Source organism: Sporichthya sp., assembly GCF_013815995.1.
Lineage (GTDB): Bacteria > Actinomycetota > Actinomycetes > Sporichthyales > Sporichthyaceae > Sporichthya.
Genome location: NZ_JACDFE010000070.1, coordinates 1 through 18,290, shown reverse-complemented (window position 1 = coordinate 18,290; position 18,290 = coordinate 1). Strand labels below are relative to the sequence as shown.

Annotated in this window: 19 protein-coding genes; 18 read left to right on the top strand and 1 reads right to left on the bottom strand. The window is 68.6% G+C overall.

All coding sequences use genetic code 11. The features are described from left to right. The 4 genes from H0X00_RS10110 to H0X00_RS10095 all read left to right on the top strand — a co-directional run. On the top strand, positions 1-432 hold a 432-nt coding region (locus H0X00_RS10110; protein ID WP_293769617.1), incomplete at its 5' end, for a DUF4190 domain-containing protein. A gap of 1 nt (position 433) precedes the next feature. Beyond that, positions 434-763, top strand: coding sequence for a hypothetical protein (locus H0X00_RS10105; protein ID WP_293769614.1), 330 nt, complete (start codon positions 434-436; stop codon positions 761-763). A 17-nt stretch (positions 764-780) separates the two neighbouring features. Continuing rightward, positions 781-2,949: a hypothetical protein gene (locus tag H0X00_RS10100; RefSeq protein ID WP_293769611.1), complete on the top strand. Its 2,169-nt coding sequence runs from the start codon at positions 781-783 to the stop codon at positions 2,947-2,949. Positions 2,950-2,952: 3 nt separating this feature from the next. Then, positions 2,953-4,383: an acyltransferase gene (locus H0X00_RS10095; protein ID WP_293769608.1), complete on the top strand. Its 1,431-nt coding sequence runs from the start codon at positions 2,953-2,955 to the stop codon at positions 4,381-4,383. Here H0X00_RS10095 and H0X00_RS10090 read toward each other — a convergent pair. Next, complete coding sequence (locus H0X00_RS10090) at positions 4,304-5,536, bottom strand: bifunctional glycosyltransferase family 2/GtrA family protein (protein WP_293769605.1); 1,233 nt, start codon at positions 5,534-5,536, stop codon at positions 4,304-4,306. The genes H0X00_RS10095 and H0X00_RS10090 overlap by 80 nt on opposite strands. A 229-nt stretch (positions 5,537-5,765) precedes the next feature. On the opposite strand from H0X00_RS10090, the gene H0X00_RS10085 reads away from it, so the two are divergent. From H0X00_RS10085 to rpsC, 14 genes are all read left to right on the top strand, one after another. Beyond that, on the top strand, positions 5,766-7,418 hold the full coding sequence (locus H0X00_RS10085; protein ID WP_293769603.1) for a phospholipid carrier-dependent glycosyltransferase: 1,653 nt from the start codon (positions 5,766-5,768) through the stop codon (positions 7,416-7,418). A gap of 19 nt (positions 7,419-7,437) precedes the next feature. Further along, positions 7,438-9,318, top strand: coding sequence for a hypothetical protein (locus tag H0X00_RS10080; protein WP_293769601.1), 1,881 nt, complete (start codon positions 7,438-7,440; stop codon positions 9,316-9,318). A 279-nt stretch (positions 9,319-9,597) separates the two neighbouring features. Beyond that, positions 9,598-9,972, top strand: coding sequence for a 30S ribosomal protein S12 (rpsL, locus tag H0X00_RS10075; protein WP_293769619.1), 375 nt, complete (start codon positions 9,598-9,600; stop codon positions 9,970-9,972). Beyond that, positions 9,972-10,442, top strand: coding sequence for a 30S ribosomal protein S7 (rpsG, locus tag H0X00_RS10070; RefSeq protein ID WP_293769598.1), 471 nt, complete (start codon positions 9,972-9,974; stop codon positions 10,440-10,442). Before rpsL ends, rpsG begins: the two co-directional genes overlap by 1 nt. Before the next feature lie 18 nt (positions 10,443-10,460). Further along, a complete protein-coding gene (gene fusA / locus H0X00_RS10065) occupies positions 10,461-12,563 on the top strand; it encodes an elongation factor G (protein ID WP_293769595.1) in 2,103 nt (700 codons plus the stop codon). Between the two features lie 60 nt (positions 12,564-12,623). Continuing rightward, positions 12,624-13,817 carry an elongation factor Tu gene (gene tuf / locus H0X00_RS10060; RefSeq protein WP_293769592.1) on the top strand — a complete coding sequence of 398 codons (1,194 nt, stop codon included), beginning with the start codon at positions 12,624-12,626 and terminating at the stop codon, positions 13,815-13,817. A gap of 234 nt (positions 13,818-14,051) precedes the next feature. Next, positions 14,052-14,360, top strand: a complete 309-nt coding sequence (rpsJ, locus tag H0X00_RS10055; protein ID WP_293769589.1) for a 30S ribosomal protein S10 — start codon at positions 14,052-14,054, stop codon at positions 14,358-14,360. Between the two features lie 20 nt (positions 14,361-14,380). Then, positions 14,381-15,040 carry a 50S ribosomal protein L3 gene (rplC, locus tag H0X00_RS10050; protein ID WP_293769587.1) on the top strand — a complete coding sequence of 220 codons (660 nt, stop codon included), beginning with the start codon at positions 14,381-14,383 and terminating at the stop codon, positions 15,038-15,040. Next, the gene (gene rplD / locus H0X00_RS10045; protein WP_293769585.1) at positions 15,037-15,693 is read left to right on the top strand and encodes a 50S ribosomal protein L4; all 657 of its coding nucleotides are present in this window, start codon (positions 15,037-15,039) and stop codon (positions 15,691-15,693) included. The genes rplC and rplD overlap by 4 nt, the downstream gene beginning before the upstream one ends. After that, positions 15,690-15,995, top strand: a complete 306-nt coding sequence (rplW, locus tag H0X00_RS10040) for a 50S ribosomal protein L23 (RefSeq protein ID WP_293769583.1) — start codon at positions 15,690-15,692, stop codon at positions 15,993-15,995. The genes rplD and rplW overlap by 4 nt, the downstream gene beginning before the upstream one ends. 73 nt (positions 15,996-16,068) lie before the next feature. Next, positions 16,069-16,908, top strand: coding sequence for a 50S ribosomal protein L2 (gene rplB, locus H0X00_RS10035; RefSeq protein ID WP_293769580.1), 840 nt, complete (start codon positions 16,069-16,071; stop codon positions 16,906-16,908). Then, positions 16,908-17,189, top strand: a complete 282-nt coding sequence (rpsS, locus tag H0X00_RS10030) for a 30S ribosomal protein S19 (protein WP_293769577.1) — start codon at positions 16,908-16,910, stop codon at positions 17,187-17,189. The genes rplB and rpsS overlap by 1 nt, the downstream gene beginning before the upstream one ends. 58 nt (positions 17,190-17,247) lie before the next feature. Continuing rightward, entirely contained in the window at positions 17,248-17,637 is a 390-nt protein-coding gene (rplV, locus tag H0X00_RS10025; protein WP_293769574.1) for a 50S ribosomal protein L22, read from the top strand. Further along, on the top strand, positions 17,637-18,290 hold a 654-nt coding region (gene rpsC / locus H0X00_RS10020), incomplete at its 3' end, for a 30S ribosomal protein S3 (RefSeq protein WP_293769572.1). The genes rplV and rpsC, both read left to right, overlap by 1 nt.

The following is an 18,290-nucleotide window of genomic DNA, read 5'->3' as shown; positions in this document are numbered from 1 at the left end:
GGGTACGGCCAGCCGGGTCCCTACGGCGGACCGCCCCCGGGTTACGGCCAGCAGCCGGGCTGGGGTCCGCCGCCCCCGGGCTATCCGCCGCAGGGGTGGGGCCAGCCGCAACCGGGGTGGGGCTACCCGGCGCCGCCGCGGACCTCCGACCGCGCGGGTTGGACGATGGGCCTCGGTATCGCCTCGCTAGTCATGCTGTTCACCTGCTTCCTCGGCTTCATCCCGGCGATCGTGTCGCTCTGCCTCGCGCCCGGCGCCAAGCGGGAGATCGCGGAGTCCCGGGGAGCGTTGACCGGCGAGGGCCAGGTGAAGGCCGGGGTGATCTGCAGCTGGGTCACGATCGCCCTGACGCTGCTGGCGATCGTCGCCTTCGGGGTGCTGCTGGCCTCGGTCGACAGCAACTGGTTCGACGAGAACTGGACCGTCGACTGACGTGGAGCACGACGAGGAAACACCGATCGAGGTCTCGTCCGACCTGCCGACCGCCCGAGCCGCGACCGTCGTGGGCCTGCTCGGCGTCGGCTCGCTGCCTGGGATGCTGTTCTGCGGCCTCGGCGCGCCGTTGGCCGTTCTCGCCCTGGTCATGGCGCCTTCGGCCAAACGTCAGGTGCTCGACTCGGGCGGCCGTTTGGGTGGCCTCGGCCTGATCCGCGCCGGCCGGATCTGCAGCGTGGTCAGCCTGGTCATCGCGGTGGTGATGGTGGTCGGCGTGGTGATCGCCTATAACTGGCTCATCGACTACGCCCGCGAACACAACGACTGATGCGAGGTTGGACGTAGGTGGTGGCGGCGCTCTACCTCGCGTTGTCGCTGCTCGCGGGGTTCTCCCTGGTGCAGGGGCTGTGGCCCGCCGTCACCGTGCTGACCCGGCTGGCCGGCGCCTTCGCCGTCGGCCTGGTGGTCACCGGCTGGGTGGCCTTCGCGGCCGCCTGGGCGGCGCACGGACTCGGGGCCGGGGACGCGACCTATAAGGGCGTCTGGGTGGCCACGATCGTGAACGCCGGGATCGTGGTGCTCGGCCGTGCCGGGCTGCGGCGCTCGGCGGTGGCGGTGTCCCGGGGCGACCTGGTGGGCGTCGCGGTCGCGCTCGCCCTGGCCGGCTGGATCATGCATGCGCGGTTGTCCGGCAGCCCGCTCTCGGTCTCGCTGAACACCTGGGGCGACACCTCGCTGCACGTGGGGATTGCGCGGTCGTTCTCCGAGGGCGCCAACTTCCCGCCCGAGCTGCCGATCTTCTCCGGCGAGTCGATCCGCTACCACTTCGGCTTCGACTTCTACGCCGGTTCGCTGGAGCGCGCCGGCCTGCCGATCGGCTGGGCCTTCAACCTGCCGGGTGCCCTGGCCTTCGCCGCGGTCATGGTGCTCCTGGTCGAGTACGCCCGCCACCTGTGGCGCTCCACGGCGGTCGGTGTGATCGCGGCGGTGCTGTTCGCCACCAACTCCTCCCTGGCGTTCCTGCGCTATCTCGACGCCGAAGGCAGCGTGGGGTCGGCGCTGTCGCCGTCGACGATCTGGAACCACGTCGGCTACGACGGCAAGGGTCCGTACAACGGCGACCAGATCTCCATCTTCATGACGCTCAATCCGTACCTGACCCAGACGCACCTGATGGTCGCGCTGGTGGTGGTGCTGTTCGTGGGTCTGGTGGTGCTGAGCTCGTTGCGCGGCCCCGGCCGGGCCGAGTGGGTGGCCCCGGCCGGGCGCGCCGACGAGGCCGCACCGAGTTCGCTGCCGATGCCGCTCGAGCGCCCGGCCCTGATCGGGCTCGGGGTCCTGCTCGGGTCGGCCTTCTGGCTGAACGGGATCGTCGTGCTGGTCATGCTGACCTTCTGCGCGGTGCTGTTCTACCTCTACGGCGGGCGGGCGCGGGCGACGGCGCGGCCGGTGCTCGCGGTGGCCGCCGTCGCGGTGCCGCTGTTCGCCCTCGGCGCCGACCGGAACAACGACCTGCTGCGCTACGCGGGATTCCTCGGCGTGCTCGCCGCGGTCACTCTCGCGACTCCGCTCCGGCGCTCGCTGCCGTTCCTGCTCGCGGCGGGGCTGATCGCCCTACCTCAGCTGGTGTGGCTCAACGGCGGGATCGGGACCGGGGGCTCGGTGTCCTTTCACACCGGCTACCTGGTCGAGAACTTCAACGCCGCCGACCCCAGGTCCTGGTGGGACTTCGGGAAGTACTGGTGGCTGAACCTCGGGCTGATGCTGCCGCTGCTGGTGCTGGCTGCCCTGCGGAGCCGCAAGGCCGACCGCAAGCTGCTGGCCGGGGTGATGTCGATCTTCGTCGTCGGCAATCTCGTCGCCTTCGGCCGTGAACTCGGGGGCCACAACCACAAGGTGTTCAACCTGTGGGAGATCCTCGCCAACTTGCTGGCCGCCTACGCCCTGGTGCGCCTGCTGACCTGGGTGTGGGCCGAGTTGCCGGTCGTGCGCCGGACGGTCGATCCGTTCGCCGCCCGTGTCCTGGCCGGAGCGACCGCCCTCATCGCGGCCGTTCTGCTGCTGGCCTCCGGGGTGCTCGACTACATGACGCTGAAGAACGACCCTCGCTACCAGGTCTTCGGCGACCGGGTCGCGGCCATCGACTGGATCCGCGACAGCACCGACCCGAACGCGGTCTTCCTCACCGCGTACGGCGAGGTCTACACGACCCCGACCCTGGCCGGTCGCCGCGTCTACCTCGGTGGTTTCCAGCCCTGGACCGCGATCATGGGCTACGACAACGTCCCCCGCGAGCAGCGCATCGCGGCCTTCTACGCGGCGCCGGATCAGGCGCAGGCGTGCGAGCAACTTGAGGGCACCGGCGTCGACTACATCGAGGTCGGCTACCCGGAGTTGAACAGCGGCGCGTTCGAGGCCAACCTGGAGCTGTTCCCCGGCGGGTTCCAGACGGCGTACAGCGACGGGGTCTACACCTACTACGACGCGCGCCGGTCCTGCGCCGGGGTCGGCTGACCGGTGTTCGCCGGAGAGGCCCCGGCCACCGCCGATGACGCTGTCTATCTGCACGGGCCGTCAGATGCGCTGCAGGTGCTGCCCTGGGTGCTGATTGCGCTGGCGGTGGCCGCGGCGTTCTTGACCCGCCGCCGGTCGGCCGGCCCTGCGGCGGCGCCCGTGGGAACGGTCGCGCCGTCGCCGGGTGGGACCGTCGGGCACGTCCAGGTCATCGACGGACTGCGCGGGATCGCGATCCTGCTGGTCGTCCTCTTTCACTTCTGGCAACTGTCGTTCTATGCGATCCGCATTCCGGTGCCGGGCGGCGACCTGGAGTACATCCAGGTCGCCGGATTTCTCGGGGTCGAACTGTTCTTCTTCCTCAGCGCCTTCTGCCTGTTCTACCCGCACGCGCTCGCGATGGCCGGCGAGCGGCCGGTTCCGACGCTCCGTCACTTCTACCACCGCCGGGCGATCAAGATCGTCCCGTCCTATCTGATCGTCCTGTTCGTGCTCGGGACCTGCTGGCCGACGCTGTACCCCTCCACCTGGCACCACGGAAAGCTCGCCGATCTCGGCGTCCATCTCGGGTTCGTCCACAACTTCTGGGCCCAGACGCGGAGCAGCTTCGACGGAGTGCTGTGGTCCCTCGCCGTGGAGGTGCAGTTCTACGTCGTCTTCCCGTTGCTGGCCCGCATGTTCCGGCACCTCCCGTGGGCCACCGCCGCCCTGATGGTCGCGGTCGCGCTGTCCTACCGTTCCTGGGCGCGGGGCCTGCCGCTGGGCGAGTTCGAACTGAAGGAGACCCTTTTGCCGGGTTTCCTGGACCTGTTCGCCTTCGGCATGCTGACCGCCTATCTCGTCGTTCGGCTGCAACATCTCCAGGCGGCCGCCGCCGATGCGCGGAGGGCCTTCACCGCCCTTGCCCTGGTCGCAGTGGTGACCGTGCTCTTCATGTTCCGCTGGCTGGCCGACGTGCGCTACGACGGACCTCCGCTCGTCGTGTGGCAGTCGATGAACCGGCACTGGATCGGGCTGCTCTTCGGTTGCGTCGCCGTGGCGTCGGTGTTCGCGGTCGCCGCCTGGCGCCGGCTGCTGGCCAACCGGGCGCTGTTGTTCCTCTCGGCGATCTCCTACAACCTCTACCTCTGGCATCAGGCCGTGGGCGTGCTGCTGCGCAAGTACAACGTGGTCCCGGCGGACACCGACGTTCCGACCGACGACCCGCGGTGGCGGTGGACGTACCTGCTGGTGGCGCTCACCCTGTCGGTGATCGTGGCGACGGCGATCACCTACGCGATCGAACGTCCCCTGCTCCGCCTGGGGCTTCGGGGAGCAACGCGCGCCGCCCTGACGCGGCTCCGCGCAGTGCCGGTTACCGGGCGGCCCGGAACACCCAGCGCCGAAGAAGCAGGAAACGCATCAGAGTGGCGACGGCATTCGCAGCGACGGTGACGGCGAGTTCGAGGTTGCGGCCGGGGTCGTCGCTGGCGGTGTGCAGGGCAAGCAGGGTGCCGCTGGTCAGGGCCAGGGCGAGCGCGAACACGATCAGGCCCTGGGCCTGGTGCAGAGCGTTGCGGTTGCGGCCGCGGACACCGAAGGTGAAGCGCCGGTTCAGGGCGGTGTTGCCGATGGCGGTGATCAGCAGCGCGGCGGCGTTGGCGCCCTGGGCGCCGAGGGGGGAGTGCAAGCCCAGGAACAGCACGATGTAGGCCAGGGTGGACAGCACGCCGACGCCGGCGAAGCGCACGAGTTGGCGGGTCAGTCCGACCGGGACACCGGGAGTGCGCGGCTCGGGGCTGGACCGACCGAGTTGGACGGACAGGTCGTGCAGCGGGATCCTGCCGGCCGCAAAGGCCCGGCCGATGCGGATGATGCCGCGGATGTCGTCGCGGGCGGTGGAGTAGATGTGCACCGTGCTGCCCGGGTCGTCGATCCAGTCGACGGGGACCTCGTGGATGCGGAGCCCCGCGCGTTCGGTCAGGACCAGCAGTTCGGTGTCGAAGAACCAGGCGTTGTCCTCGACGTGGGGGAGCAGCGCCTGGGCGACGTCGCGGCGGATCGCCTTGAACCCGCACTGGGCGTCGGTGAACTTCGTGGACAGGGTGTGGCGGAGCATCAGGTTGTAGCTGCGGGAGATGAACTCCCGCTTCGCCCCGCGCACGACGCGGGAGCCGCGGTGCAGGCGGGTGCCGATCGCGACGTCGGAGTGCCCGCTCACCAGGGGAGCGATCAGCGGGAGCAGGCCGGCCAGGTCGGTGGACAGGTCGACGTCCATGTAGGCCAGCACCGCGGCGTCCGAGTCCAGCCACACCTGACGCAGCGCCCGCCCGCGGCCCTTCTCGGCCAGGTGCACGACCCGCACGTGCGGGTACTCCCGGGCCAGGCGCTGGGCCACCTCAAGGGTGGTGTCGGTGCTGGCGTTGTCCGCGACCGTGATCCGGAACGTGTAGGGCAGGTCGGCGCTCAGGTGCGCGTGCAGACGGCGCACGCACGGCTCGAGGTCGATCTCCTCGTTGTAGACCGGGATGACCACGTCCAGGACCGGGGCGGGGGCCGGTTCGCCCGGCAGTCCCGCCCTCACGGGCGCCAGGTTGGTGAAGGCCACGGCAGAGACGCTAGAGGGGCGGTCAAACCGGGCCCGCCCTGCGACACGCCCGGCCGGGGGCGGTTTGCGCCGAACGCGCAGGTCAAAGCGCCGATCGAAGCCACCCCCACCCACCTCGTTCGTCCGGAGTTGAACTGTCCTTAAGAATGGGGCCACCTACCGCCGACGCCGGGTCACGAGTCTTCCCAACGTGCCGTCCCCTGTCGACGCCCGAGCCTATGGAGGCCGCGTGACCGAGTCGGCGTCCAGGCTCGCCACGGGCTCGGCCGCCGCGCACGCACGGCCTGCCCGGTTCCTGGAGCGGGTGCTGCGAGTGCCCACCGAGGTCTACGTGCTCGCCGGGCTGGCGGTGCTCACCCGGTTCGTCTGGCTGACCCGGCCGCGGGCGATCGTCTTCGACGAGGTCTACTTCCGCGACGCCGCGCTGCGCTACAAGGACAGCTCCTACTATTTCGACCCGCACCCGCCGCTGGGCAAACTGATCCTGGCGGCCTGGGCGAAGCTGGTCGGTATCGACGCGGAGCACAACGCGCCCGACTGCACCGCCGGCGCGGGCGTCGTCTGCCCACCGATCCCACCGGCGGCGATGGACCCCGCGGTCGCGCTGCGGGTGATCCCTGCCCTGGCCGGCGCTGCACTGATCGTCGTCTTCTACTACTTCCTGCGCGAACTCGGTACCGGGCGCAAGGTGGCGACCCTCGGCGCGGGCCTGCTGCTGCTGGACAACGCGCTCACCCTGGAGTCGCGGCTGATCCTGCTCGACAGCATGCTGCTCTGCTTCGGGATGGCGGCGATCACGGTCTTCCTCGCCGCCCGGCGAAGTACCGGCCGCAGACAATGGGTACTGCTGGTCGTGGCCGCCGTGCTGACCGGCATGTGCGTGTCGATCAAGGTGACCGGGCTGTGCGTGCTCGGCGCGATCGCGCTGGTCTGGCTCGTCACGACGATCGAGGGCCGGGTGCCGTGGCGGCGGTGGTCCGGGCAGGCGGCCGTGCTGCTGCTCGTGCCGTTCCTGGTGTTCTTCACGGGCTACACGGTGCACAACGCGTTGCTGCACAACAGCGGCGACGGCGACCGGTTCATGTCCGAGCGGTTCCAGGCGACGCTGAAGGGCAACCCGCTCTACGACCCGAACGTCTCGATCGGCCCGATCGACAGCTTCTGGCAGATGCAGGAGGCGACCCACGAGTACGAGAAGGCGCTCAAGGACCGCACCCACCCCTACCAGTCCGACTGGAAGACCTGGCCGGTGGAGAAGCGCTCGATCTACTACTACCTGGGGCCCGACGAGGGCGGCGGCAAGCACCGCTACCTCTACCTGATCGGCAACCCGGTGGTCTGGTGGGGGACGTTGGGCGGCGTCGCGTTGACCCTGCTGGGGTGGCTGCTCGCGCCAGGGTTGTTCCGGCCGCACCGCCGGCGGCTCGCCCTGCTGGCCGTCACCTACCTGGGCAGCTACCTGCCCTTCATGCTCATCTCCCGCCCGATGTTCCTCTACCACTACTTCTTCCCGCTGATGTTCAGCCTGGCCTTCGCCGTCTACGGCATCGGCATCCTGGCCGGCTGGGTGCCCACGCCGGCTCCGGCCGACGGATCCAGCGGCCCGGGGGCGGGCCGTCGGCCCGCGGTGGGAGTTCCCGCCAAGCGCCGCAGCCCGCGCGAGCTCTGGAAGGCGATCTGGGCGCCGCGACCGGTGACGCCGCTACCGGTGGAGTCCGAGGAGAGCGCGTGGCGGTTCCAGGGGCGCGGGCTGGCGATCACCTACTGGGCGATCCTGACCGTCGCGCTGCTGACCTTCCTGTGGTTCTCGCCGCTGACCTACGGCTTCGCGCTCTCGGACCGCGCACTTGCGAACCGGATGTGGCTCGACTCGTGGCGCTGACCGGCCACCGGGTGGCCCGGTGACCTACCTCCTGCTGCTGGCCTCCGCCCTCGCGCTGGGGACCGCTGCCGTCCGCCATCTGCCGCTGCGGTTCTACGCGTTCGAGTACGTGGCGATGAGCGTCGTGGTCGGCCTCTTCGGGTGGACGTGGCTGGCCTTCCTGGCCGCCCTGGTGCTGCCCCTGGTGCCGGCGATCGTCCTCACCACCGTGCTCGCCTCGGCCGGTGCGGCGGCTCTGGCCTGGCCGCTGCGCGGCCGGCCGTGGGGTTTCGCGTGGTTCGCCCGCCGCGGGGACCCCTGGCTGTGGCTCGCGGCGACCGCGGGGACCGTGGCCGTGCTGGCCCCGCTGTACTGGCGGGTGAGCCTGACAAATGAGGGCGACGGCATCTACAGCGGCGGGTCGTCCTGGGCGGACTACGGCGTGCACTCCGCGATCGTCACCCACATCGCCGAGTCCGACTCGATGCCGACGGACCTGCCGGTGGCGAGCGGGGAAAAGCTGACCTATCCGTTCCTGATCGACCTGTTATCCGCGCTGCTGCTGCGCTCCGGGGCGAGCCTGCACACCAGCTTCTTCCTGCCCGGGGTGCTGCTCGCGCTCGCGATCTGCCAGCTGGTGATCGGGTTCTCGCTGCGCCTGTTCGACCACCTGGGGGCGGCGGTCACCACGCTGTCCCTCTTCCTGTGCACCGGCACCGCCCTCGGCGCCACGAAGGCGTGGTCGGACTGGCGGGACGGTGACCAGGGCCTACTGGACTTCCTGACGAACCCCCCGCAGGACTACACCACCCTGTTCGAGGACAACGGCAACGTCACCAACCTCGTCGCGCACGCGATGCTCCCGCAACGCACCATCCTGTTCGGCCTGGGCGTGGCGCTGGTGGTGTTCCGGCTGCTGCAGGCCTCCCGGATCGGGGGAGCCTCGCCGATCAGCACCTGGCTGACCCTGATCGCCGGGGCGACCGTGGGCCTGCTCCCGATGGCCCACCCGCACAGCTTCCTGGTCTGCCTGGGCGTGCTGCTCGTCCTGGCCACGGAGGCGGCCTGGGAGCGTCGGGGCGTTCCGCGGCCGCACGTGCTCGCGCTCAGCCTTGCCCTGGGGCTCGCCCTGCCCCAACTCGCCTGGCAGCAGCTGGCCAATGACCACGGGACCGGCGGGCGCTTCCGGTGGGCCTGGATGAAGCAGCCCGGGGAGTCCGTCCTGGACTTCTGGTGGGTCAACTTCGGCGTGATGGGGCTGCTCTTCCTGGCCGTTCCGCTCGTGCTGATCCGCCGTCGCGAGATCGGCCTGCTGGTCTGGTGCGTGCCGTTCCTGGCGGTGCTGGCGGTCACCCAGGTCTACGCGTTCCAGCCGTTCGAGTACGACAACCTCAAACTCATTTACTACGCGTACTTCATGGGTGCGCTGTTCGCCGGCTACCTGGCGGTGCTGGCGTACCGGGCTTCGCGTTGGTCGCTGCTGCTGGCAGTGCCCGTCGCGATTGCGGTGTCCCTGCCCGGCGCCCTGTCGATCACCCGCCAGTTCCACCTGCACGACCAGTTCGCGAGCCTGGACGACGAGGCGGTCGCGGCCTGGGTGCGGGACAACACCGAACCCGACGACGTGTTCCTCACCACCGACCGGCCGAACAATCCGATCTCGGCTCTGGGTGGGCGACCCATCGTGCTCGGCTACCCCGGATGGCTGTTCAACTTCTCCATCCCGTACGGCGACCGGACCGCTGCCGCCCAGGCCGCCCTGGCGGGCCGCACCGACGATCCGCTCGTCACCAGGTACGGCCCCGACTACCTGGCGGTGCAGGCGAACGAAGGGCATAACTGGACCGTCGACCGCGCCGCCCTCGGCCGACTGACGGTGGCCTTCACCAATCCCGGTTGGACCGTATACAAGCTCTCCTGAGCCATCTGACACACGCTCAAAGGCGAAGATCCTTGCGCTTTTTGGAGCACCCCGGGCAGGCTGGTAAGGTCTCCCCTCGTGTCTGGGCTTAGGCCTGGCATGCGCGCGTGTGTCCATTCTCGCGCGGTCTCCGGTCCGGTCGGCTTTCGCCGCAGGGACCGCATCCCGATCGGTTTTCGTCGGCCGGGACGTGTGGACGGGTGCGACACACCCGACCACGGGGGTCGAGAGAACGCTGCGCGCATCAGCTACATGACCACGAAAGAAGACGGAGAAGCGGTGCCCACGATCCAGCAACTGGTCCGCAAGGGCCGGCAGGACAAGGTCTCGAAGACCAAGACCCCCGCGTTGAAGAGCTGTCCTCAGCGCCGCGGTGTCTGCACCCGCGTCTACACCACGACCCCCAAGAAGCCGAACTCTGCGCTGCGCAAGGTCGCCCGCGTGCGACTCACCAGCCAGATCGAGGTCACGGCGTACATCCCCGGCGTCGGCCACAACCTGCAGGAGCACTCGATCGTGCTCGTGCGTGGCGGCCGCGTTAAGGACCTGCCGGGTGTCCGCTACAAGATCATCCGCGGCTCGCTGGACACGCAGGGCGTGAAGAACCGTAAGCAGGCGCGCAGTCGCTACGGCGCGAAGAAGGAGAAGTCCTAATGCCCCGTAAGGGCCCAGCCCCGAAGCGGCCGATCATCATCGACCCCGTCTACGCCTCGCCCCTGGTCACCCAACTGGTGAACAAGGTGCTCAAGGACGGCAAGCGCAGCGTTGCCGAGCGCGCGGTGTACGGCGCCCTCGAGGGCTGCCGCGTCAAGACCGGCAGCGACCCGGTCGTCACGCTCAAGCGTGCGCTGGACAACGTGAAGCCGACCCTCGAGGTCCGCAGCCGCCGCGTCGGTGGCGCGACCTACCAGGTCCCGGTCGAGGTCAAGGCCGGCCGCTCCAACACCCTTGCGCTCCGCTGGCTGATCACCTACTCCCGCGCCCGCCGCGAGAAGACCATGACCGAGCGCCTGATGAACGAGATTCTCGACGCCAGCAACGGCCTGGGCGCGAGCGTCAAGCGGCGCGAGGACACGCACAAGATGGCGGAGTCCAACAAGGCCTTCGCGCACTACCGCTGGTAGCAGGGGGAGTACAAGAAAGTGGCAGTCAGCACAGCTGGCGTCGACCTCGCCCAGGTCCGGAACATCGGGATCATGGCGCACATCGACGCGGGCAAGACCACGACGACCGAGCGCATCCTTTTCTATACGGGCATCACCTACAAGATCGGTGAGGTCCACGAGGGCGCCGCCGTCATGGACTGGATGGAGCAGGAGCAGGAGCGGGGAATCACCATCACCTCCGCGGCCACCACCTGCGAGTGGGACAACCACACCATCAACATCATCGACACCCCGGGCCACGTCGACTTCACCGTCGAGGTGGAGCGCAGCCTCCGCGTCCTGGATGGCGCGGTGGCGGTGTTCGACGGTGTCGCCGGTGTCGAGCCGCAGTCCGAGACCGTGTGGCGTCAGGCCGACCGTTACCAGGTCCCGCGGATCTGCTTCATCAACAAGCTCGACCGGGTCGGCGCGGAGTTCCACCGCTGCGTGGACATGCTGGTCACGCGGTTGAACGCGATCCCGCTGGTGCTGCAGCTCCCGATCGGTGCCGAGCACGACTTCAAGGGCGTCATCGACCTGGTCGGCATGAAGGCGCTGATCTGGCCGGAAGATGCCGCCAAGGGCGAGATGTACGACACCGTCGACATCCCCGACAGCCATGCCGAGGCCGCGCGCACCTGGCGCGACCGCCTCATCGAGACGCTCGCCGAGGGCGACGACCAGATCATGGAGATGTACCTCGAGGGCGCCGAGCCCACCGAGGAGCAGATCATCGCCGGCACCCGCCGGGCGACGATCGCCGGCAACCTCACCCCCGTCGTGTGCGGCACCGCGTTCAAGAACAAGGGCGTGCAGCCCATGCTCGACGCGGTCGTGCGCTACCTGCCCTCCCCGCTGGACGTCGGCGCGGTGCAGGGCCACGCGGTCGGTCACGAGGACGAGGTCATCGAGCGCGAGCCGAAGAACGACGCGCCGCTCTCCGCGTTGGCCTTCAAGATCATGTCCGACCCGCACCTGGGCAAGCTGACCTACATCCGCATCTACTCCGGCACGCTCACGGCGGGCACCGCGGTGCTGAACAGCACCAAGGGCAACAAGGAGCGGATCGGCAAGATCTACCAGATGCACGCGAACAAGCGTGAGGAGATCGAGAGGGTCACCGCCGGTCACATCGTCGCCGTCATGGGTCTGAAGAACACGACCACCGGCGACACCATGTGCGACCCGGCCGCCCCGGTGATCCTGGAGTCGATGAACTTCCCGGCCCCGGTCATCTCGGTGGCCATCGAGCCGAAGTCCAAGGGCGACCAGGAGAAGCTCGGCATCGCGATCCAGCGCCTGGCCGAGGAGGACCCGACCTTCCAGGTCCGTACCGACGAGGACACCGGCCAGACGATCATCGCCGGCATGGGTGAGCTGCACCTCGAGGTCCTGGTCGACCGGATGCGCCGCGAGTTCAAGGTCGAGGCCAATGTCGGCAAGCCCCAGGTCGCCTACCGCGAGACCATCCGCGCGAAGGTCGACCGGCTCGACTTCACCCACAAGAAGCAGACCGGCGGTTCCGGCCAGTTCGCGAAGATCCAGATCGCGATCGAGCCGACCGGCGGCGGCGACGGTGGCTACGAGTTCTCGAACAAGGTCAGCGGTGGCCGCATCCCGAAGGAGTACATCCCTTCGGTCGACGCGGGCTGCCAGGAGGCCATGGAGTTCGGCGTGCTCGCGGGCTACCCGATGGTCGACGTCAAGGTGACCCTGCTCGATGGCGGGTACCACGAGGTCGACTCCTCGGAAATGGCCTTCAAGATCGCCGGCTCGATGGCCTTCAAGGAGGCCGCGCGCAAGGCCGACCCGGTCCTGCTCGAGCCGATGATGTCCGTCGAGGTCCGTACGCCCGAGGACTACATGGGCGAAGTCATCGGCGACCTGAACTCCCGACGTGGGCACATCCAGTCGATGGAGGACCAGTTCGGGATGAAGGTCGTCAAGGCCCTCGTCCCCCTGTCGGAGATGTTCGGTTACGTGGGCGATCTCCGGAGCAAGACCCAGGGTCGCGCGAACTACAGCATGCAGTTCGACTCCTATGCCGAGGTTCCGCGCAACGTGGCGGAGGAGATCGTGAAGAAAGCCCGCGGCGAATGACCGAATCACTTACCGACGTCGCACGACGCACCGGCAGACCAGTCCTGAAGGAGAGCTCCAGTGGGTAAGGCCAAGTTCGAGCGGACCAAGCCGCACTGCAACATCGGCACGATCGGTCACATCGACCACGGCAAGACCACGCTCACGGCGGCCATCACCAAGGTGCTGCACGACGCGATGCCGGATGTGAACCCGTACACGCCGTTCGACGAGATTGACAAGGCGCCGGAGGAGAAGGCCCGCGGCATCACAATCTCGATCGCTCACGTCGAGTACCAGACCGAGGCGCGCCACTACGCGCACGTCGACTGCCCCGGCCACGCCGACTACATCAAGAACATGATCACCGGCGCGGCCCAGATGGACGGCGCGATCCTCGTGGTCGCCGCCACCGACGGCCCGATGCCGCAGACCAAGGAGCACGTCCTCCTGGCCCGCCAGGTCGGCGTCCCCGCGATCGTGGTCGCGCTGAACAAGGCCGACATGGTCGACGACGAAGAGATCATGGAGCTCGTCGAGCTCGAGGTCCGTGAGCTGCTCTCGGTCTACGAGTTCGACGGCGACAACCTCCCCGTCGTGCCGGTCTCCGCGCTCAAGGCCCTCGAGGGCGACCCCAAGTGGGTGCAGAGCATCGTCGACCTGATGAAGGCCGTCGACGAGTCGATCCCGCAGCCCGAGCGCGACACCGAGAAGCCGTTCCTGATGCCGGTGGAGGACGTCTTCACGATCACCGGTCGCGGCACGGTCGTCACCGGTCGCATCGAGCGTGGCGTCCTCAAGGTCAACGAGACCGTGGACATCATCGGTATCCGCGAGACCAAGCAGACCACCACGGTCACCGGCATCGAGATGTTCCGCAAGCTGCTCGACGAGGGCCAGGCGGGCGAGAACGTCGGTCTGCTCCTCCGTGGCATCAAGCGCGAGGACGTCGAGCGCGGCCAGGTCATCATCAAGCCCGGCTCGACCACTCCGCACACCGAGTTCAACGCGCAGGTCTACATCCTGAGCAAGGACGAGGGTGGCCGGCACACGCCGTTCTTCCAGAACTACCGGCCCCAGTTCTACTTCCGTACCACGGACGTCACCGGCGTCGTCGAGTTGCCCGAGGGCACCGAGATGATCATGCCCGGCGACAACACCGAGATGAAGGTCGTGCTGATTCAGCCGATCGCCATGGAGGAGGGCCTCAACTTCGCGATCCGCGAGGGTGGCCGCACCGTTGGCGCCGGCAAGGTCATCAAGATCCTCAAGTAGTACCCACGGGGGCTCCGCCCCCGTGACCCACCGATAGTGGTTGGCTCCGCCCCTCGTTCTTTTCGAGGGCGTGGGGCGGAGCCCCCACTCTCGATTTGGTCTCCCAGCAAGGTTGGGGCAGACTACACAGGTTGTTCAGACGCCCGACACGCCCGACCTCGGGGGTCGGAGCGCCTTCCGGCACGATCAGCACGCACGAACGCTTCTTCTCAAGAACAGGATGGCGACCCTGCCATGGCGGGACAAAAGATCCGCATCAGGCTCAAGGCCTACGACCACGAGGTCATCGATTCGTCGGCGCGCAAGATCGTCGAGACGGTGACGCGCACCGGTGCGCACGTGGCCGGGCCGGTGCCGTTGCCGACCGAGAAGAACATCTTCTGCGTGATCCGGTCGCCGCATAAGTACAAGGACTCGCGCGAGCACTTCGAGATGCGCACGCACAAGCGCCTCATCGACATCCTCGACCCGACGCCGAAGACCGTCGACTCGCTCATGCGGCTCGACCTTCCGGCCGGCGTCGACATCGAGATCAAGCTTTAGCGCGGGGGGAGGCACACACTATGAACGTTCGCGGACTGTTGGGCGAGAAGCTGGGCATGACCCAGGTCTTCGACGCCCGCGGACGGGTCGTCCCCGTCACCGTGGTCAAGGCTGGCCCCTGCGTGGTCACCGCCGTCCGTTCGGCTGAGAGCGACGGATACTCCGCGGTCCAGATCGGCTTCGGCGAGATCGATCCGCGCAAGGTGAACAAGCCTGACGGTGGTCACTTCCGCAAGGCCGGGGTCACCCCGCGCCGGCACGTGGCCGAGATCCGCACCGACGACGCCGGCTCCTACGAGGTCGGCCAGGAGTTGACCGCCGAACTCTTCACCGAGGGCACGCTGGTCGACGTGGTCGGCACCAGCAAGGGCAAGGGCACTGCGGGTGTCATGAAGCGTCACGGCTTCAAAGGCCTGAGCAGCTCCCACGGCACCCAGCGCAAGCACCGCTCGCCGGGTTCGATCGGCGCCTGCGCCACCCCGGCCCGCGTGTTCAAGGGCATGAAGATGTCGGGCCGGATGGGCAATGTCCGGACCACCACCCAGAACCTGTCGGTTCACGCGATCGACGCCGAGGCCGGCCTGATCCTGATCAAGGGCGCGGTCCCCGGCCCCACCGGTGGCCTGGTGTTCGTTCGTACGCCCGCCAAGGGCGCTCCGGTCAAGGGAGAACTCAAGTGAGCACCGTCGACGTGGTGTCCCCGGACGGCACCAAGTCCGGCACCGTCGAGCTCCCCGCGGAGATCTTCGACGCGCCCGTGAACATTCCGCTGATCCACCAGGTCGTGGTGGCTCAGCTGGCGGCGGCCCGTCAGGGCACGCACAAGGTCAAGCGCCGGGGCGAGGTCTCCGGTGGTGGCCGCAAGCCGTACCGCCAGAAGGGCACCGGCCGCGCCCGTCAGGGCTCGACCCGCGCTCCGCAGTTTGCCGGCGGTGGCGTCGTGCACGGCCCTACGCCGCGTGACTACTCGCAGCGGACCCCGAAGAAGATGAAGGCCGCCGCCCTGCGCGGGGCCCTGTCCGACCGGGCCCGCGGCAACAAGATCTTCGTGCTCTCATCGCTCGTCACCGGCGAGAACCCCTCGACCCGCGACGCCGTTGCGGCGCTGGCCCAGGTCGGCGAGCCCGGCAAGGCGCTCCTGGTCGTCGACCGCACGGACCTGGTCGGCTGGAAGAGCGTGCGCAACGTTCCCGGCGTGCACGTGATCGCGCCGGACCAGCTGAACACCTACGACGTGCTCTGCGCCGACGACATCGTCTTCACCCAGGCCGCCCTCACCGCGTTCCTGCACGGGAAGGCTGCTGTTTCGCTGGAGAAGGGGGCGGCGTCATGAGCTCCGTCTACAAGGATCCGCGCGACATCCTGCTCGCGCCCGTGATCTCGGAGAAGAGCTACGGCCTTCTCGACGAGAACAAGTACACGTTCCTGGTGCACCCGGACGCCAACAAGACCGAGATCAAGATCTCGGTCGAGAAGGTCTTCGGGGTCAAGGTCACCGGGGTCAACACCATCAACCGGCAGGGCAAGCGCAAGCGCACCCGCTTCGGCGTCGGCCAGCGCGCTGCCACCCGCCGCGCAATCGTGACGGTCGCCGAGGGCGACCGGATCGACATTTTCGGAGGGCCGGTCTCATGACCTCCACGCTGAACGTACCTACGGAGTCAGGCCGCTCCGAAAACAATGAACACGGTGGAGGACCGGTCCTCTAATGGGAATTCGCAAATATAAGCCGACCACCCCGGGCCGTCGCGGCTCGAGCGTCGCCGACTTCGTCGAGATCACGCGCTCCACGCCGGAGAAGTCGCTGGTCCGTCCCCTGCACAGCAAGGGCGGCCGCAACAACGCCGGCCGGATCACCACCCGGCACCAGGGCGGCGGCCACAAGCGCGCCTACCGGGTCATCGACTTCCGCCGGGCGGACAAGGACGGCGTGCCGGCCAAGGTCGCGCACATCGAGTACGACCCCAACCGCACCGCGCGGATCGCGCTGCTGCACTACGCGGACGGGGAGAAGCGCTACATCATCTGCCCGACCAAGCTCAATCAGGGCGACGCGATCGAGACCGGTCCCGGGGCGGACATCAAACCCGGCAACAACCTGCCGCTGCGCAACATCCCGGTCGGTACGGTCATCCACGCCATCGAGCTCCGACCCGGCGGCGGCGCGAAGATCGCCCGCTCGGCCGGTACCAGCGTCCAGCTCGTGGCCAAGGAGGGGCGTTTCGCCCAGCTCCGGATGCCGTCCGGTGAGATCCGCAACGTCGAAGTGCGCTGCCGCGCCACGATCGGCGAGGTCGGCAACGCCGAGCAGTCGAACATCAACTGGGGCAAGGCCGGCCGGATGCGGTGGAAGGGCAAGCGCCCGACCGTCCGCGGTGTCGTCATGAACCCGGTGGACCACCCGCACGGCGGTGGCGAGGGCAAGACCTCCGGGGGCCGGCACCCGGTCAGCCCGTGGGGCAAGCCTGAGGGCCGCACGCGGCCGGAGAAGAAGGCCAGCGACGCGATGATCGTGCGCCGCCGGAAGACCGGAAAGGGCCGGAAGTAATGCCGCGCAGTCTCAAGAAGGGCCCGTTCGTCGACGGCCACCTCGCCAAGAAGGTCGAGGTCCAGAACGAAAAGGGCACCAAGAACGTGATCAAGACCTGGTCGCGCCGCTCGATGATCATCCCGGAGATGCTCGGGCACACGCTCGCGGTGCACGACGGCCGCAAGCACGTCCCGGTCTTCGTGACGGAGTCGATGGTGGGTCACAAGCTCGGCGAGTTCGCGCCGACCCGGACCTTCCGCGGCCACGAGAAGGACGACCGCAAGGCCCGTCGCCGCTAAGCGGTTCGGGACTCCAGCAGCGATCAGCAGTCGTACGAGTTAGAGAGCAGGGAAAGCGATGGAAGCCAGGCCCGACAGCGCCGTTGCGCGCGTTCGGTATCTGAATATCGCGCCGATGAAGAGCCGCCGCGTCGTCGACATGATTCGCGGGCTGCCGGCCGCCGAGGCGCAGGCCATCCTCGCGTTCTCGCCGCAGGCGGCCAGCGAGCCGGTCGGCAAGGTGCTCGCCAGCGCCATCGCCAACGCGCAGAACAACTACTCCCTCGACCCGCGCACGCTGGTGATCAGCGAGGCCTACGTGGACGAGGGTCCGACCGCGAAGCGGTTCCGGCCGCGCGCCCAGGGCCGCGCCTACCGCATCCGCAAGCGCAGCTCGCACATCACGATCGTCGTGACGTCCACGTCGGCGGCTGCCGCCGGCGCTGCATCGAAGGGAAGGACCCGATAGTGGGACAGAAGGTCAACCCGCACGGGTTCCGGCTCGGCATCACCAGCGAGTTCAAGAGCCGCTGGTACGCCGACAAGCTCTACGCGGACTACGTCAAGGAAGATGTGGCGATCCGCCGCATGCTCACCAAGGGCATGGAGCGCGCCGGCATCTCCAAGGTCGAGATCGAGCGCACCCGCGACCGGGTCCGCGTCGACATCCACACCGCCCGGCCGGGCATCGTCATCGGCCGCAAGGGCGCGGAGGCCGACAACATCCGTACCCGCCTGGAGAACCTGACCTCCAAGCAGGTGCAGCTGAACATCCTTGAGGTCAAGAACCCCGAGGTCGACGCCCAGCTCGTCGCGCAGGGCGTGGCCGAGCAGCTGGCCAGCCGCGTGGCCTTCCGCCGCGCGATGCGCAAGGCGCTGCAGTCGGCCACCAAGGCCGGCGCCAAGGGCATCCGGGTGCAGTGCTCCGGCCGCCTCGGTGGCGCCGAGATGTCGCGCTCGGAGTTCTACCGCGAGGGTCGCGTCCCGCTGCACACGCTGCGCGCGGACATCGACTACGGCTTCTTCGAGGCTCGCACCACCTTCGGCCGGATCGGCGTGAAGGTCTGGATCTATAAGGGCGACATCACCGGCACCCGCAGCGAGCGCGAGGCGCAGCAGCGC

Excerpts from the sequence above, each read along its gene's own strand:
- rpsG (WP_293769598.1), top strand. The coding sequence starts at position 9,972 with ATGCCCCGTAAGGGCCCAGCCCCGAAGCGGCCGATCATCATCGACCCC.
- rpsJ (WP_293769589.1), top strand. The coding sequence starts at position 14,052 with ATGGCGGGACAAAAGATCCGCATCAGGCTCAAGGCCTACGACCACGAG.
- rplC (WP_293769587.1), top strand. The coding sequence starts at position 14,381 with ATGAACGTTCGCGGACTGTTGGGCGAGAAGCTGGGCATGACCCAGGTC.
- rplW (WP_293769583.1), top strand. The coding sequence starts at position 15,690 with ATGAGCTCCGTCTACAAGGATCCGCGCGACATCCTGCTCGCGCCCGTG.
- rplB (WP_293769580.1), top strand. The coding sequence starts at position 16,069 with ATGGGAATTCGCAAATATAAGCCGACCACCCCGGGCCGTCGCGGCTCG.
- rpsS (WP_293769577.1), top strand. The coding sequence starts at position 16,908 with ATGCCGCGCAGTCTCAAGAAGGGCCCGTTCGTCGACGGCCACCTCGCC.
- rplV (WP_293769574.1), top strand. The coding sequence starts at position 17,248 with ATGGAAGCCAGGCCCGACAGCGCCGTTGCGCGCGTTCGGTATCTGAAT.